General features: G+C 72.0%; 12 protein-coding genes. 3 read left to right on the top strand and 9 right to left on the bottom strand.

The features are described from left to right. Positions 1 to 5: 5 nt before the first annotated feature. Positions 6 to 3,215: a glycosyl hydrolase family 95 catalytic domain-containing protein gene (locus HD593_RS10745; protein WP_185102028.1), complete on the bottom strand. Its 3,210-nt coding sequence runs from the start codon at positions 3,213 to 3,215 to the stop codon at positions 6 to 8. A 304-nt stretch (positions 3,216 to 3,519) separates the two neighbouring features. On the opposite strand from HD593_RS10745, the gene HD593_RS10740 reads away from it, so the two are divergent. After that, the gene (locus HD593_RS10740) at positions 3,520 to 4,422 is read left to right on the top strand and encodes a hypothetical protein (protein WP_185102027.1); all 903 of its coding nucleotides are present in this window, start codon (positions 3,520 to 3,522) and stop codon (positions 4,420 to 4,422) included. Here HD593_RS10740 and HD593_RS10735 read toward each other — a convergent pair. Beyond that, positions 4,392 to 7,256, bottom strand: a complete 2,865-nt coding sequence (locus HD593_RS10735) for an AfsR/SARP family transcriptional regulator (protein ID WP_185102026.1) — start codon at positions 7,254 to 7,256, stop codon at positions 4,392 to 4,394. The two genes, HD593_RS10740 and HD593_RS10735, sit on opposite strands and share 31 nt — an antisense overlap. A gap of 183 nt (positions 7,257 to 7,439) precedes the next feature. Between HD593_RS10735 and HD593_RS64275 the strand changes: the two genes are divergently transcribed. Then, positions 7,440 to 9,014: an endonuclease/exonuclease/phosphatase family protein gene (locus tag HD593_RS64275; RefSeq protein ID WP_312903422.1), complete on the top strand. Its 1,575-nt coding sequence runs from the start codon at positions 7,440 to 7,442 to the stop codon at positions 9,012 to 9,014. Positions 9,015 to 9,141: 127 nt separating this feature from the next. Here the strand turns inward: HD593_RS64275 and lexA are convergent, their stop codons facing one another. Both lexA and HD593_RS63305 read right to left on the bottom strand, forming a co-directional pair. Beyond that, positions 9,142 to 9,810, bottom strand: coding sequence for a transcriptional repressor LexA (gene lexA / locus HD593_RS10725; protein WP_434094589.1), 669 nt, complete (start codon positions 9,808 to 9,810; stop codon positions 9,142 to 9,144). A gap of 43 nt (positions 9,811 to 9,853) precedes the next feature. Then, positions 9,854 to 10,093, bottom strand: a complete 240-nt coding sequence (locus HD593_RS63305) for a phosphopantetheine-binding protein (protein ID WP_185102024.1) — start codon at positions 10,091 to 10,093, stop codon at positions 9,854 to 9,856. 59 nt (positions 10,094 to 10,152) lie between these two features. On the opposite strand from HD593_RS63305, the gene HD593_RS10715 reads away from it, so the two are divergent. Beyond that, positions 10,153 to 11,718 (top strand): class I adenylate-forming enzyme family protein, encoded by a 1,566-nt coding sequence (locus HD593_RS10715; RefSeq protein WP_221524718.1) that lies wholly within the window; start codon positions 10,153 to 10,155, stop codon positions 11,716 to 11,718. Here HD593_RS10715 and HD593_RS10710 read toward each other — a convergent pair. Genes HD593_RS10710 through HD593_RS10690 form a run of 5 tightly spaced genes read right to left on the bottom strand, consistent with a single transcriptional unit; the run spans position 11,713 to position 16,347 of the window. Further along, entirely contained in the window at positions 11,713 to 13,071 is a 1,359-nt protein-coding gene (locus HD593_RS10710) for a nucleotide disphospho-sugar-binding domain-containing protein (protein ID WP_185102023.1), read from the bottom strand. The genes HD593_RS10715 and HD593_RS10710 overlap by 6 nt on opposite strands. Further along, a complete protein-coding gene (locus HD593_RS10705; RefSeq protein WP_185102022.1) occupies positions 13,068 to 14,273 on the bottom strand; it encodes a radical SAM family protein in 1,206 nt (401 codons plus the stop codon). The genes HD593_RS10710 and HD593_RS10705 overlap by 4 nt, the downstream gene beginning before the upstream one ends. A 12-nt stretch (positions 14,274 to 14,285) precedes the next feature. Continuing rightward, a complete protein-coding gene (locus tag HD593_RS10700; protein ID WP_221524717.1) occupies positions 14,286 to 14,807 on the bottom strand; it encodes a hypothetical protein in 522 nt (173 codons plus the stop codon). After that, positions 14,804 to 15,286 (bottom strand): cupin domain-containing protein, encoded by a 483-nt coding sequence (locus HD593_RS10695; protein ID WP_185102021.1) that lies wholly within the window; start codon positions 15,284 to 15,286, stop codon positions 14,804 to 14,806. The genes HD593_RS10700 and HD593_RS10695 overlap by 4 nt, the downstream gene beginning before the upstream one ends. A 23-nt stretch (positions 15,287 to 15,309) precedes the next feature. After that, entirely contained in the window at positions 15,310 to 16,347 is a 1,038-nt protein-coding gene (locus tag HD593_RS10690) for an aldose epimerase family protein (RefSeq protein ID WP_185102020.1), read from the bottom strand. Between the last annotated feature and the right edge of the window lie 11 nt (positions 16,348 to 16,358).

Genomic DNA, 16,358 nt, shown 5'->3' with positions numbered 1-16,358 from the left:
CAGCGTCAGAAGGCCAGCTCCTTCCAGGTCTTCACCTCGTCGGCGGTCAGCGTCCTGGCCAGGATGGCGGCGCGGTCCACGCCGCCGGTCAGGCGCTGGCCGCCGCCCTGGTCGGCGCCGAAGCGCAGCGGCCTGGCGGTGCAGCCGGTGATGCCGTCGGCGGTCACCTGGCCGGTCGCCGCGCGTTCGCCGTCCACGTAGAGGGCGAGCGCGCCGGTGCGGTCGAGGGTGACCACGAGGTCGAGCCAGCGGCCGGCGGGCAGGGTGGCGTCCAGGGTGACGTTCGCGCCGGCGCCGATGAAGCGCACCTTGTTCGCCGGGGTGACGTCGATGAGCACGCCGTCGGTGCCCGGGTCGCCGGACGGCTGGGAGTCGAACAGCCGCCGGTAGCCGCTGCCCGCGACCTTCACCTCGGCGGCGAACGTGGCCTCCCGTACCACGCCGAGCGTGGTGTTCGCGGTGGTCAGGTACGTGTTGCCGTCGAGCGTCAGCCCGCTGCCCGTCGGGGCGCCCTGGTCGTAGGAGGCGGTCCCCGTGACGGTGGCGTGGCGGCCGTTGCCCGAGGTGTCGGTGACCGTGCCGCCCTCCTTCGGGTCCCAGGCGACCAGGACCGATCCGGCGGGGGCCGGCGCGCAGGGTTCCAGGGCGAGCACGGCGGTGGCCGCGCCCTTCCAGGAGTCACCGGTCACCGAGGCGGCCAGCACGGCCCGCCGCGTGCCGTCGGACGGTCCGGGCGTGACGGTGAAGGTGGCCGTGCGCGACTGCCCGGGCGCGACCCCCGCGAGGTGCCGGGTCGCCGGCTCGGCGATCCAGCCCTGCGGCACGGTGAGCGTCACGTCGGAGGCGGGCACCGACCTGCGGCGGGTGGCGGTGACGGCGACCTTCGCCTCGAACGGCGTACCCGGCGTGGCGGTGGCGGGCGCGGCCAGGGTCACGGCGGCCTCGTTCTGGATCGTGTACGCCTTGCCGGCGCGGGCGTTCCAGCTCAGCGTGTCGCCGTCGCGGCGCGGGCCGACCTCGTGCCCCTGCTCGTCGAAGACGCGGTAGCGCCCGGCGATGAACGGCGACCTGACCTTGATCGTCCCGGTCCTGCCCGGCCGGACGGTGATCGTGTCGGCGGCGCCGTCCTTCCAGGCGGCGTCCACGGTGACGTCGCCGCGGGCGCGCAGCCCGGTGACCGAGCCGTCCCGCCACGCGCTGGGCAGCGCGGGCAGCACGTGCACCACGTCGTGCTGGCTCTGCAGCAACATCTCGGCGATGCCGGAGGTGGCGCCGAAGTTGCCGTCGATCTGGAACGGCGGGTGGGTGTCCCACAGGTTGTCCAGCGTGGAGCCCTTGAGCTGCTCGGCGAGCATCTTGTGCGCGTGGTCGCCGTCCAGCAGCCGCGCCCAGAAGTTGATCTTCCAGGCCTTGGACCAGCCGGTGCCGCCGTCACCGCGCGCGGTCAGCGAGACCTTGGCGGCCTCCGCCTCCGGGGTGCCGGGCAGGATCTGGTTGCCCGGGTGCAGGGCGTACAGGTGGGAGACGTGCCGGTGGGTGTCGGTCTTGGAGTCCCAGTCGCTCTTCCACTCCTGGAGCTGGCCCCAGGAGCCGACGCGCAGGCCCGGGTCGAGCCTGGCCAGGGCCGCGCCCACCTCGGCCTGGAAGTCCTCGTCCACCTTCAGCTTCTTGGCCGCCGCCAGGGCGTTGGTGAACACCTCGCGGACGATCTGCTGCGACATCGACGCGCCCGCCGAGAAGTCGCCGTGCTCGGGCGAGTAGCTCGGCGAGACGACCAGCCTGCCGTCACGCGGGTCGGTGTGCAGGAAGTCCAGCCAGAACTCCGCCGCGCCCTTGATCACCGGGTACGCGGTCTCGCGCAGGTAGCCGAGGTCGCCGGTGAAGCGGTAGGTGTCGTACAGGTGCTGGGTGGTCCAGGCCGCCGCCTCGGGGAACCAGAACGCGGTCGCCCAGTCGTGCAGGCCGGTGAACCCGAACGGGTTCGTCTCGTTGTTGACCACCCAGCCGCGCGCGCCGAACAGGTCCTGCGCGGTCTTGCGGCCCGGCGCCACCATCGAGGTGATGTAGCGGTCGTACGGTTCCGTGGTCTGGTGCAGGTTGGTCTGCTCGGCGAGCCAGTAGTTCATCTGCAGGTTGATGTTGACGTGGTAGTCGGCCGACCAGGGCGGGTTGGTGACGTTGTTCCACACGCCCTGGAGGTTGGCCGGGAGCAGGTCGTTCTCGCGGGAGGAGGAGATCAGCAGGTAGCGGCCGTACGCGAAGAACAGCGCCTCCAGCGCGCGGTCGCCGGCCGAGGCGCCACCGGTGTAGTTCCTGCGCAACCGGTCGGTGGGGATCGCCGGTGCCGTGCCGCCGAGGTCCAGCTTCACCCGGTCGAACAGCTCGCGGTAGTCGGCGACGTGCGCGCGCCTGAGGTCGTCGTAGCTCGTGGCGGCGGCCGCGTCCACCGCGGCGGTGACCTTGGCGTGCGGGTCCTCGCCCCGGTAGGCGGGGTAGGTGCCGGCGTAGTCGGTGCCGGCCGAGAGCACGATGACCGCGCTGTCGGCCCCGCTGACGGTGATCCTGTCCCCGTCGTCGGTGCGGGTGCCGCCCTCGCTGATCACCTGGACCTGCGCCTCGAACGTCATGCCGTTGTCCCGCAGGGCGCCGCGGATGGTGAGCCTGCCGTCGGCGGCCGTGACGGTCTTGTCGTCGCGCGGCGAGGTGTGCCGCAGCGTGAACGACACCTTGCCGCCCTGGTCGGCCGAGAGCCGGCCGACGATCACGTTGCCGGGATTGCTGGCGAAGAACTCGCGGGAGTAGCGCACGCCGCCGGCGGTGTAGCCGACCCGGGCGACGGCCTCGCGCAGGCCCAGCTCGCGCCGGTAGTCGGTGGGGTTCGCGTGGCCGAAGTCGAGGAACAGGTCGCCGAACGTCTGGTACGCCCCGAAGCCGGTCTTGGGCTGGCCCAGCTTGGCGGCCACGGCCTCGGGCGTCATCCTGCCGTCACGGTCGATCTGCTGCTGGACCTCGGCGATGGCGCCCGGCCGCGGGGTCTTCCAGTTGCCGAAGTCGTAGCCGGAGACGCCGGGCCCGCCGGTCCATAACGTCTTCTCGTTGAACTGGAGCTGCTCGGACGCCACCCCTCCGAAGACCATCGCGCCCAGGGGGCCGTTGCCGATGGGCAGGGCCTGGGTCTCCCAGTCGGTGGCGGGCCTGTCGTACCAGAGGGTCAAGTCATCGGGTGTCTGAGCAGTGCCGGCGGATGCGCTCAGCGGGACGGACAGGCCGGCGGCGAGAGTGAAGACGGCGACCAAGGCACTGCTGATGCGTCGTCGTGGGGGGTGCGGCACGAAATCCTCCGATCACAGGAGCCTTGATCCTAGGAGATAGCATCGAAACCCGAGCGTAACAAGACTTCCCATCCGATGTTTCTGGATGGAGACTCGGTGGAGCAGCACCGATCCCACACATCGGATCACCGGAGCGTTAAGCATCCGTCAACGATCTGTCGACATGCGTGCCCTATCATCGTGCGCCATGTCCACTGACCAGTTCGCGGTAGAACGCGCCGCTTCAGATACGCTCCCCGCGAGCGACGCCCCCTCCGCGGAAGAGGGTAACGGCGGCGTCCTCTACCTCCTAGAACGCATCGGATCCGTCATCGTGCCCATCGGCGTGACGCTCTATGCGGTGCTCTACCTCGGTGTCGAGGCGATGTACGACGTCTTCGGCATCAGCCCCCAGCAGGCGGGCATCGACCAGTCCGTCCTGCTGGGACGGCTCATGGGCACGCTGATCCTGATGCTGCTCGTCCTCATCCCCACGCTCGGTCTCGTCGTCGGCCTGTTCTGGGTGGCCGACAAGCTGACCAGGGGCACGTTCGGCCGGATGATCGAGGCCGTCCGGCGGCGGCCGTGGGCGGCCGCGCTGCTCGCCGCGTTGTGGTGCGGCGCGACGTACTGGGGGCTGTTCACCCTCTTCGGCGACCTCGACCTGTTCGTCATGGTGATCGTCGCCGTGGGACTCGGCGTGCTGACGTTCCTGGTGCCGTTCCGGCTGCTGCGCCGCAAGCCGGTCGGCCGCGCCGCGACGAAGGTGCTGCTCGGCGCCCTCACCGGGGTCGGGCTGGGCTTCCTGCTGATCCTGGCGATGGTGCAGGGCGCGCTGGAGGTCCAGGAGACCGGCCAGGCCAACGAGCTGCTCGGCTACGTCGGCTTCCAGGACCAGTGGGCGATCATCCACAACGCCGAGGACGACAAGCCGCTCTACGACGGCCGGTGGATGATGCTGCTCGGCGAGAGCGACGGCACCTACGTCTTCTACGACTGCGACAAGTACGAGACCTTCCGCCGCCCCATGGAGACGACGAACCTGGCCTCGATCCAGCTCGACCCGGAGCGCGAGAAGGGTTACACCTGCGGCTCGCTCGCCGAGCAGTAGACCGGCGGGTCCAGCCGGGACAGCAGGGCACGCACGTCGTCCGCGTCGGGCAGTCCCTTCTCCTCCATGATCGCGAGTGCCCGGGTCAGGCAGGCCCTGGCCCTGCCGCGCCGGCCGAGCGCGGTCAGCGCCCGGCCGAGCACGGCGAGCGCCTTGGCGCCCATCCAGCCCTGGTCCGCCTCCCGCAGCATGGCCAGCGCCTCCTCGGCGTGGTCCACGGCCCGGTCGGGGCGGCCCATGGCGAGGTAGGTCTCGGCCATCCGGCGCAGGGTCAGGCCCTCCCAGGTGTACTGCCCGAGCCGGCGGAACTCCGCACGGCTCCCGCCGAAGCCCGCGAGCGCCTCCTCAGGCCGCCCGGCGGCGCCCAGCGCGACGGCGAGCTGGTAGAGGATCTGCGGGTTGGGCCTGCCGCCGCCCAGCTCGCGGGTGACGCCGACGGCCAGCTCCGCGACCTCCACCCCTTCCTCGCCCCGGCCGGCCTCGGCCAGCACCATCGCCAGGTTGCCCCTGCAGATGGCCTCCTCCGAGCGGTGGCCGAGGGCACGCCAGATCTCGATCGCCTCGATGTACAGCGCGATCGCCTCGTCGTGGGCCCGCCTGTCGTGCGCGAGCATGGCGAGCAGGTTGACCGCGGAGGCGTGGTCGGCCGGGCGGGCCTCGGCGCACTCGCGCACGGCCCTGGCCTCCTCGGCCGCCGCCCCGGCGGCCCTGCGGGCGTAGAGGATCTCGCCGCGCTTGCGGCGGGCGTGCGCCTCGGCGATCCGGTCGCCACGCTCCGCCGCGGCCGTGACCAGCCGCTCCGCCACCTGCTCGTAGCCGGTGGGGCTCGACTCGAAGTCGAAGACCAGGCTCATCATGTCGAGCAGCGACACCGCGTCCCGCAGCGCCGCGCCCGGCGTCCCGGCGATCTGGCGCAGGCAGCCGAGCATGCCCTCCTCCTCGGCCTGCCCCCACGCGATCGCGGCGTCGAGATCCGCGAACGACGGCCGCGCGCCGGTCGTCGTGCCGAAGCCGAGCGCCGGGTCGCCGGGGTACATCACGTCCACGATCCACGCCATGGCCGCCAGGTAGTGGCCGAGCAGCCGGTCGAGCGCGGCCCGCCGGCTCTCCTCCTGCCCGTCCAGCCGGGCGCGGGCGTAGAGCTTGAGCAGGTCGTGGTGGCGGTAGCGGCCGGGCGCGGGCGACTCCATCAGGTGCACGTTCACCAGCGCCTCGCACAGCTCCTCCGCCTCCTCCTCCGCGACGCCCAGCACGGCCGCCGCGGCCGGGAGCGGCAGGTCGGCCGCGTTCGGCACCGCCAGCAGCCTGAACGCCGCCGCGTGCGCCTCGTCGAGCTGGTCGTACCCCAGGGCGAACGTCGCCTCGACGGCCAGGTCGTCCACGCGCAACTCGGACAGGCGGCGGCGCTCGTCGGCCATCCGGTCGCGCATCCTGGCCAGGCTCCAGCCGGGACGCGCCGCCAGCCGGGAGGCCACGATCCTGATCGCCAGCGGCAGGTACCCGCACGCCCGCATCAGCTCCTGCGCCGCCTCCCGCTCGGCGGCCACCCGCTCCTCGCCCACCACCTTGGCCAGCAGCGCCAGCGCCTCGTCCGGCCGCATCGCCGCCAGCCCCAGGTGCCGCGCGCCGGAGAGCCCGGCCAGCCGCGCCCGGCTGGTCACCAGCACCGCGCACCCGGCGGCGCCCGGCAGCAGCGGCCGCACCTGCGCCGCGCTCGCCGCGTTGTCCAGCAGCACCAGCACCCGCCGCTCCGCCAGCAGCGAACGGTAGAGCGCGGCGCGCTCCTCCAGGTCCTCGGAGACCTCCGCCAGGTCCACGCCGAGCGCCCGCAGGAACCCGCCCAGCACGTCCCGAGCCGCCGGCGGCCGCGGCCCCGCGCCCTGGAGGTCCACGAAGAGCTGGCCGTCGGGGTAGCGGGCGGCCAGCCGGTGCGCCACGTGCACGGCCAGGGTGGTCTTGCCCATGCCGCCCGCGCCCGCCACGGCCGAGATGACCAGCGCCGAGCCGTTCGCCTCGGTCAGGGCCCGCGTCACCTGGTCGATGTCCGGCTGCCTGCCGGTGAAGTCCGTCATGTCCGCGGGGAGCTGGCGCGGCACCGGCGTCGCGGCCCTGGCCCTCTCCCCCGGCTCCGCGCAGAGCCCGGGATCGGCGGTGATGATCCGCTGGTACAGCTCCGCCGGCTCCGGTGACGGGTCGACGCCCAGCTCCTCGGCCAGCAGCTTCCTCAGGTCGGTGAACACGCCGATCGCCTCGGCCTGCCTGCCCGAGCGGTACAGCGCCAGCATCAGCAGACAGGCCAGCCGCTCCCTGACCGGGTGCTCCGCGCAGAGCGTGGTCAGCTCGGTGACGACCTCCGCGTGCCTGCCCGCCTCGACGTCCTCGCTCAGCCTGCGCTCCAGCAGCGTGAGCCGCCGCTCCGCCAGCCGGGCGCGCTGCGCGTGCGCGTACCCGCCGTCCAGCCCGGCCAGCGACTCGCCCTGCCAGAGCGCCAGCGCCTCCCTGTGCCGTCCCTGCCGTGCCAGCTCGTCCAGCTCGGCGAGGTCGCTGGTGCCGGCGGTGAGGGCGTACCCGCTGCCGGTCGAGGCGATCACCTCGGCGCCGAGCGCGGCCCGCAGCCGGGACACGTACGTGCGCAGGGTGCCGACGGCGCTGCGCGGCCGGGACTCACCCCAGACCGCGTCGAGCAGCTGGTCCTGGCTCACCACCCTGCCACCGGCCACCAGCAGCACCGCCAGCACCAGCCGCTGCTGCGGCGAGCCGGCGTCCACCTCGACGCCGCCGCGCCACGCGCGCACCGGGCCCAGCACCGAGAACCGCAGCTCAGGATCACTCATCGGGCAACACGCGACGCGCTCGTCTCCTCTGGGCCGCTACCTGATCAAGGCCAGCATCATAGGGGACGGCCGCCACGCCGCGTGGCCGTTCCGCGACCCCCGGCCCAGGGCTTCCCCTGGCCGCCGGCGGGCTGCCACGGCGCGTACACATGAGCGTCACCGTCCTGCCGCAGGCTGCACGATGTGTTCGAGCACGTGTGCAAACGCTGGTTATCGCCGCTCGTCGTGGCGGCTCTCCTCCTCCTCGTCGGTACGGTCCCCGCACGGGCGTCCTCCTCCACTGCGGAGGGAACGCTGGCCGTCGCCTCGCCGGCCGTGCTCCGCGGCGAGCCGATCAGGCTGACCTACACCACCCCGGATCCTCACCCGGCCAACTGGCTCGGCCTCTACACCGACCCCGGCAACGGCCCGGTGGAGGAGCAGTACGTCGGCCCGTCGACGCGGTGGGTCTACATCACCGAAGGCAGCGGCGAGGCCACGCTGCCGACCGACGGGCTGGAGCCGGGCGACTACATCGTCTTCGCGCTGGCCCAGGACGGCTACCGGTGGCTGGCCGCACCGGTGAAGATACGGATCATGAGCGACGAGCCGCTGCACTTCATCACCGACGCCTTCGGCCTGCGTAACGCCCGCGCGCTCGCGCCGTACCGGGCGAAGGTGAACGGCCTGGTACGCGGGGACACGGAAGGGCTCACCTTCCGCAAGGTGAGCGGGCCGAAGTGGGCCAGGGTGTCGGCCGAGGGCGAGGTGACCGGGACGCCGCGGGTGCTCGACTCGCTGCGCCGGGAGCCCCTGCGCGTCGAGGCCCGCAACGCGCGCGGCCAGACCGGCACCGCGACGATCGGCATCGAGGTCCGCCGGCCGGGCCAGAGCCTGGTGCCCGAGCTCAGGGCGATGAGCTTCAACCTGTGGCACGGCGGCAGCCAGGTGGACGGCGGGCGGGAGAAGCAGCTGCGCTTCCTGCTCGAGTCCGGCGTGGACGTCGTGGGGCTGCAGGAGACCTCGGCCGTCTCCACCCGCGAGCTGGCCGAGGCGCTGGGCTGGGAGTACCACCAGGCGGGCACCGACCTGGGCGTGATCAGCAGGTACCCGATCACCGAGCGCAGGGAGCCGGTGGCCGGCGGGCCGCTGTCGGTGGCGACGAAGGTGCGGGTGCGGATCGGCGAGCGCCAGGAGGTCGTGGTGTGGAACGTGCACCTCGGCTACACCCCGTACGGACCGTACGACGCCTGCTTCGGCAGGATGACGCAGGAGGAGCTGCTGGCCAACGAGGCGCGCTCCGGGCGCACGCCGCAGATCGAGGCCGTGCTGGAGGCGATGAGGCCGGACCTGGACGCGGCGCGGCGCACGCCGGTGCTGCTGACGGGCGACTTCAACGCCCCGTCCCACCTGGACTGGACCCCGGCCGCGAACCGCTGCGGCTACACCTCCGTCCCGTGGCCGGCCTCGGTGCTGCCGGCGAAGGCGGGGCTGCGGGACTCCTACCGGGTGGCGCACCCGGACCCGGTGACGGCGCCGGGCCTCACCTGGTCGCCGGTCTACCCGGTGTTCACCGGCGGCTACGGCCACGACTCGCACAAGGGCGAGCCGGAGCCGCAGGACCGGATCGACTTCGTCTACTACGCGGGCCCGCTGCGCGTGACCGGGTCGCAGGCCCTGGTCGAGGGCACGCCGGCCGCGGTGCCGAACCATCGCGGCAACGAGTGGAGCTCCGACCACGCCGCCGTCCTGACCACGTTCCGCACCTCCTGGCCATGAGTCACGCCTGCTCCCCGCCCCCGTGACCTGATCCTCGACCCGGGTCCGGCCTGGAAGGGCCGGGCCGCCGCGGTCACCTTTCCCAGCGGCACGTCCGCCACGGTCGCTCGTGTCTGGTTCCCCTTCCTCAGACGCTGCGCAGGACCGAGACCACGATGCCCAGCACCACGGCCTCGTCGCCGTCGATGACGTCGTAGGCGGGGTTGCGCGGTTCGAGGAGGACGTGCCCGCCGCGCCGCCGGTACACCTTCACGGTCGCCTCCCCGTCGATCATCGCGGCGACGATCTGGCCGGAGTGCGCCTCGGGCTGCTGCCGGACCACGACGAGGTCGCCGTCGCAGATGGCGGCGTCGATCATCGAGTCGCCGCGCACCCGGAGGCCGAACACGGTGCCCCGCCCGGTGAGGTCGCGGGGCAGGGTCAGCGCCTCGTCCAGGTGCTCGTCCGCGAGGATCGGCGTGCCGGCGGCGATGTCGCCGACCACGGGCACGCTCACCAGGTCGCCGGCCGGCTCGGACGCCGCGGCCCGCAGGAACGGGCGCACGTCGATCGGCCTGGTCACGGCGGTGCTCCGGCGCAGCAGCCCCCGCTCCTCCAGGCTCCTGAGGTGCTTCGACACCGACGAGGACGATCTCAGCCCGACGGCGCGCCCGAGTTCGCGGGTGCTCGGCGGGTACCCGTACCTGGCGACCCAGTCCCGGATCGTGGCCAGGATCCGCTGCTGGCGCTGCGGCAGGGCCGAGAAGTCCACGTACTCGAACGCGTCATGATCGTCGTAGCTGGTCACCCGCGAAATGCTAGGCCCATCGCGGCCCGCCCGCGTGCCGGGCCGCGACCGCTCAGGGGACCAGGCTCCGCACCGAATCGGTCAGGGACCGCGCGGTACGGAACGTGCCGGGCTCGATCATTTCGTCCGGGAATTCGATGGAAAGGCGTTCCTCGAGCTCCGTCATCAATTCCACCATACGCAGGGACGTGAGCCCGGAGACGCTCAGGTCGGCGTCCGGGTCGAGCTCTTCGGCGTCCATTCCCAGGCACTTCTTGACGAGGCCCGCGACTATTTCATAAAGCTCGTCCACAATGCTACCCTCGATCGATCCATTACTTCCCGGCCTGCGTTGAAAAGGTATAATGAGCCGTGGACGACATCCCAGCAGAAGTGCATCGTCATCCGTCCGCTCCACCTGCGCGCACCAGCTTCGCCGAGTTTTTCGACGAGCATCTCCGAGTCCGTCCCGACGCGCCGTACATCACCGGTGACCCGGCCGTGGCGGGCGAGAGAATGACGCTTTCCTATCGGCGGCTCGACACCTGCAGCCGCCGGCTCGCGTACTGGCTGAAAGGCGAGCTCGGCGCCTGCGAAACCGTCGGGCTCATTCCGCGGAACGAGCTGACCTCGGTGGTGGCGATTTTCGCCGCGGTACGCGCGGGATACCGCGTGCTGTTCCTCAGCCCGGCGGACCCCGAGTCGCGGCTGCGCCGGCAGACGGAGGCGCTGGGCGTGACGGCCGTCCTGAGGTCCGCCGCCGTGCCCGAGGGCACCTTCGCCGGGGCGATCCCGATCCCCGAGCCGTACGACCTGCCCGACGCCGGGCCACTCGTGGCGCCCGTCGCGTCCCCTGGCGACGACGTGTTCTACTTCGGCACGTCCGGCTCCACCGCCGCCTCGAAGCTGGTCGCCCAGTCGCATCGCAACGTGGTGTCCAACGCCGAGGCGGTCCGCCGCCACCACGGGCTGGTCGCGGGCGACCGGCTGCTGGGCTGCCTGCCGATCCACCATGTCAACGGGGTGCACTTCTCGCTGATGGCCACGTTCATGGCGGGCGCGCACGTCGTCCTGGCCGGCGGGTTCGACCCGTTCGCCTACCCGCGCCTCATCGAGCGGTACCGCCCGCGGATCGCCAGCGTGGTGCCGAGCATCCTGGAGACGCTGACGACCACGTGGCGGCGCCCCTCGCTGCCCGCCGAGTTCGATTACTTCGTCTCCGCCGCCGCCCCGTTGCCCGCCGCGACCGCCCGCGCCGTCCGCGAACGGCTCGGCGCCCGCGTCCTGCAGGGGTACGGGCTCACCGAGACCACCAACTTCTCCACCACCATGCCGCCCGGCCTGCCGGAGGAGGACGTCGAGCGCTTCGTGACCGGGGCCGACGTCCCGTCGATCGGGGTCGCGGTGCACGGCAACGAGGTGGCCGTGCTGACCAGGGACGGCGAGCGGGCCGCCCCCGGCGAGACGGGAGAGCTCTGCATGCGCGGCCACAACGTCATGAACGGCTACGCGCGCAACCCGGCGGCGACGCGGGAGGCGTTCGAGGAGGGCTGGTTCCACTCGCAGGACCTCGGCTTCGAGCTGCGCGACTCCTCGGGCCGGGCCTTCTTCTTCGTCACCGGGCGGCTGAAGAACATCGCCAAGGTGGGCGGCGAGTCCGTCTCGCTGGAGGAGATGGAGAAGGTCCTGCGGGGGGTGCCGTACGTGCGGGACGCGGCCTGCGTGGCGGTCCCGCACCGCTTCCTCGGGGAGGAGATCGTCGCCGCGGTCGTCCACGCGGAGGGCGCGCCCGAGACGGTCAACGTGCGTCCGCACCTGCTCGCCGCCTTCGCCCAGAGTGTGGTTCCCAACCGCGTCGTCCGCCTCGACGCGATCCCCAGGACCGCGACGGGCAAGATCCGCCGGCCCGAGCTCGCCCACCTGCTCGCCTCCTCATGACCGGCTCCCGAGCGACCGGCTCGCGAATGATCGGCTCGCCAGTGCCACTGTCAACCCGGCCGCGCGCCGTGCGCCGCCCGCCGCGGTCATCCTGTCCCTGAGGGCCAGGCACGCCTCCCGGTACGACGGGTCGTCCAGCACCTGCCGCACGGCCAGGGCCAGCCGGTCGGCGGTCAGCGTGGCGAACACGTCGTGGAGGTCCCAGAGCGCCACCGCGGCGCCGCCCGAGATGGCGATCTCCGCGTTCGGAAGCTGGTCGCCGACGCCGGGCACCGAGACCATCGGGACACCCGCGAGGATGCTCTCGGTGGTGGAGTTCATGCCGTGGTGGGTGATGAACGCATCGGCGTACCCGTGCAGGAGCTCCCGTTGCGGGAGGAAGGCCCGCACCACGAAGTTCTCCGGCCACCGGGGCTCGCCGGCGGGCGGCGGCGCATCCGTCGCGACCACGACGAGCACGTCGTCGCGGTCGCCGAGCACGCGGACCAGGTGGCCGAGCAGGGCCGCGAGGTACGCGCGCCCGGTCGGCGCCCCGCCGACCGGCGAACCGGACCTGAAGCCGGTCAGCACGGTGCCGAGGGAGAACAGCACGATCGAGCGGCCCGCCCGCCGCGCCGCGTCCAGGCGCTCGTACGGGAAGCCCCGGCCGAGGCGGTCATGCGGCTCGAAGCCGAACCTGACGTCCCCCACCGACGGCCCCACGAACGCGCAGGTGCCGTCGTAGCGGGACAGCGCGGCGTGCAACCGCGGCATCGTCACCGCGTCCACCTCCCGGGACAACGACTCGACCGCCGTCACGATCGACAGGTCCGGCGACGGGAAGAGCACGGGCAGGAAATCCTCGCCCAGCAGGTCCAGCCCGTACAGCTCCCGGTAGCGCTCCCCGGCCGGGGCGAGCCGGTCGTACGCGGCGCCGTGCTGGATCGCGAAGTGCTCGCCGAGCGCGCCGTACCCGGGGAAGGTGACCAGCGAGGCCGACGGCAGGCCGAGGGCGCGGGCGGCGACCAGCCCGTGCACGCAGAACACGTCGTACAGCACGACGTCGGGGCGGAACCCGGCGGCGTGCGCCGTCATCCGCTCGGTGATCGCGAGCGGCAGGACGAAGCTCCTGTACGCCAGCTCCGACACTCCCGGTGGCGGCGGTGGCGGAGCGGCCGGGTCCTCGACGGGCACGTGGCACGCGCCCGCGGCGGTGAACGCCCGGGCGAGCCGGGCCGCTCCGAAGCTGCGCACCTCCGCCACCTCGGGATGCGCGGCCAGCGCCTGCACGATCGGCAGGAGCGGGTTGACGTGGCCGATCGCGTCGATCGGGAAGACCGCGACCCTGACGCCGCCCGGAGCCGGCGGGCTCATACGAGGGGAAGCGGTTTGCGGATCTGGATGGCGGGCTCGATCCTGGGCGTGCGGTAGTCGCGGCCGTTGCAGTAGCCGCACGCTCTGAGGTGCGTCGTCCTGCCGTACAGGCGCCGGATGCCGGCCCGCAGCGCGGCCCCCGACGTGTCCGACGTCAGGTCCACCACGTCGGCGGGGTCGTCCGGGATGGCGCCCAGGTTGGTGCCGTTGGCGGAGAACGGGCACCGGTAGAGCTTCCCGTTGAGCAGGGTCAGCACGTCGTTGACGCAGCAGTTGCGGAACATGTCGTCGAGCTCGGCGTCACTGCGCTCGACGAACCTGATGCGCCCGGAGTCGGTCCAGACCGGGATCTTCGACAGGTGGGTGACGCCGTTCTCCCGGAGCGTCGCGACCAGCTCGTCATGTTTCCTGGAATGGGCGCCGTAGTTGGTGATCTCCACGACCACCTTCTCGTGGCGCAGGCAGTCGAGATTGTCGCCCCGCGGAACGATGGTGGCGTTGGTGTAGATCACCACCTTCTGCACCTGCTCGTAGCCGGTCAGCTTCCTGATCACCCGATGCACGCGGGGATTGACGAACGGCTCGCCGCCCAGCACCCGGAACTCGTAGATGCCGTCGATGGCCGCCACGATGCGGTCCACCGCGCTGTCCAGCAGGTCGAGGTCGCTGTGCCGGGGCTTGGTGTAGTACTGCATCAGGTTCGAGCAGTCCTGGCATTTCATCGAGCACGCCTCGGTCACCACGACGTCGAGGTATTTCAGGACGAGCGGTTCTTCGGCTGATTCGCCGGCCTTCATGCACTCCCACTTGTGCAGCGCGATCTTGCGCTCGATCAGCACGAGGTCCATGCCCGTGTCGGAACCGCGGAAATCGAAACCGTCGAGGAGTGCCACGCAGTCGTGAATCTCGCTGAAGCCCATCGCGCGCAGCCGCGCGGTCATGGTGGTGAGGTAGTTCCCGCAGAGGAAGATGTGGGAGTCGGCGGGGAGCTCGGCCAGCCGTTCGGGTGCCCAGATGTCCAGGCCGCGCAGGGTCTGCCCCTGCTTGCTCTGCCGGCCGTCGGCGAAGCAGGTGACGCGCACGCCGAGCCGGGTCAGCGCCTCGTGCGCGAGCACGCCGATGTCACCCGCGCCGAAGAGCACGACGGCCCGGCCCGCGGCGGCGAGCTCGGCCACCAGGTCCGGCGCCACATAGGTCTTCATCGAAGTCGTCCCTCACTGCCGTAGGAACCTCTGGAGGTGGACGTAGCGCCTGCCGGTCTCGTCGGCGTGTACCGGGCCCTGCTGCTCGAAGCCGAGCCCCAGCAGCATGGTCCTGGTGCCGGCGAGGTCGGGGTTCGCCTCCGCGCGCAGCACGTCGGCTCCCGCGTCGGTGGCCAGCCTGATCGCCTTCCTGACGCAGCGCACGCCCGCGAACGAGCCCTCGGCCAGCAGCTCGGGCAGGACCGCCAGCCTGCTCAGATAGACGGGGTCGCGGGCGGCGGGAAAGGCGTCCGGGTCCAGGCCGGAAGGGGGCGACCCGCTGAGGGTGAACGACGCGACCGCCCTCCCGCCGTGCCTGAGCACGTGCACGAGCCCGCGCGACACCAGGGCCCTGGTCGTCTCGACGCGCCTGGCCGGAGCGGCCGTCCCCGACCGCTCGGCCTGGTAGGCGTCGCACAGGACGAGCAGCTCGTGCAGCTCGGCGGCTTCCTGGCCGTCCTCCCACGCCCAGTCCGCGCCGCCGGTCCGGGTCATGCCCGGTCCGCCGCCACGGCCTGCTTCACGACCGTCATGCGTCTCGTGGAGTCGAGGGGCATGTGCGGCACGCCGAACGAGAGCAGTTCGAGCGGCTCGCGTACCGCGTGGTTGGTCTTCACCCCGTGCGCGTAGTCGGCCGGCACGTAAACGGTGTCACCGGCGACCATCTCGTAGTCGATGCCGTCCACGTGGATGTAGCCACGGGAACTGAGCACGTAGAGGATATGCGCGCCCGGGTGCGTGTGGAGCTCGAATTCGGCGCCACATTCCATGGTGATGCGGTCGGCGCCGACTTCCATTCCGCGCTCGATCAGCTCGGCCGCGCCGGCCGTTCCGCGGATTCCTTTCAGTACGACACCGTCGGAGTCGTAGAGCAGACTTTCCGGGCCGGTGAAGACATTGCGAATGTGGGTGTCGGGATCGAAACGGACCTGATTTCCTCCCAGTTGAATGGGAGAATTCCCCGTTAGTGACATGAGCCGCATGCTAGTCGGCGCATTCAGCGGCCAACAACCGCCATCGTGCTCTGTCGGCTTCCGGCGGTGCGGAACTCGTGGACGGTCCGGTGCAGGTAGCTCTGCCCGGGGTCGAGGCGGGCCGAGGGGAAGTCGGGCCTGTTGGGCGCGTCGGGCCAGGCACCGGCCTCCAGGCAGAGCCCGGCCCTGGGCCTGTGGTAGTGGTCGGCCGAGTAGACGCCGAGGCCGGGCTGGTCGGTGGTCACCCGCATGATCCGGCCGCTGGCCTCGTGGGACAGCTCGGCGGCCCAGGCAGGGTCGTCGAGCACGAAGAAGTTGTCCAGCCTGGCCCCGGCCAGCAGCCGGGGCCCAGTGTGGTTCAGCGTGTAGTCGAGCGCGGTGCCGGTGACGTCACGCGGCGGGCCGGGCAGCGGGATGAGCTCGTCGTCGAACGCCACGGTGCGGCGCGCGTTGAGCGCCAGCCGGTGGCCGTCGATCGGCTCGGAGCCGCCGGACAGGTTCCAGAAGGCGTGGTTGGTGAGGCCGACGATGGTGGGCGCCGTGGTGACCGCGCCGAACTCGAAGGCCAGCCGCCCGCCGGGGCCGAGCTCGTAGCGCGCCTCGGCCGTGACGTCGCCGGGATATCCCTGGTCGCCGTCGGGGCTCTCCAGCGTCAGCCGCAGGACGAGCCGGTCGCCGCGGGTCTCCGCGTCGGCCTCCCAGACCTGGCGGTCGAAACCCAGCGTGCCGCCGTGCACGTGGTGCGCGCCCTCGTTGCGGTCCAGCTCGTGCACGACGCCGTCGAGCGGGAAACGGCCGCCGGAAACGCAGCGGCAATAGCGCCCGACCGTGGCGCCGACATAGGCGTTGCGCCGGCGGTCCTCATAGGAATCCAGATCGGGCAACCGGACCACCACATTGTCCACCCGGCCCGCCGCGTCCGGGACAAGGACCTCGACCAGCGTGGCGCCATAAGTCCACACGGTGACGGAGAAGCCATTTCCCGGGTCGAGCGTGTACGCGTGCACGTCGGCCGGCTCACGCCCGCTGGTCCGGCCGACCGGCGTGCGGACTATTTTCACGTGGACCTCCG

This window comes from Nonomuraea rubra (genome assembly GCF_014207985.1).
GTDB lineage: Bacteria > Actinomycetota > Actinomycetes > Streptosporangiales > Streptosporangiaceae > Nonomuraea > Nonomuraea rubra.
The sequence above is the reverse complement of the archived record's forward strand: the minus strand, read 5'-3'. Positions and strand labels throughout refer to the sequence as shown.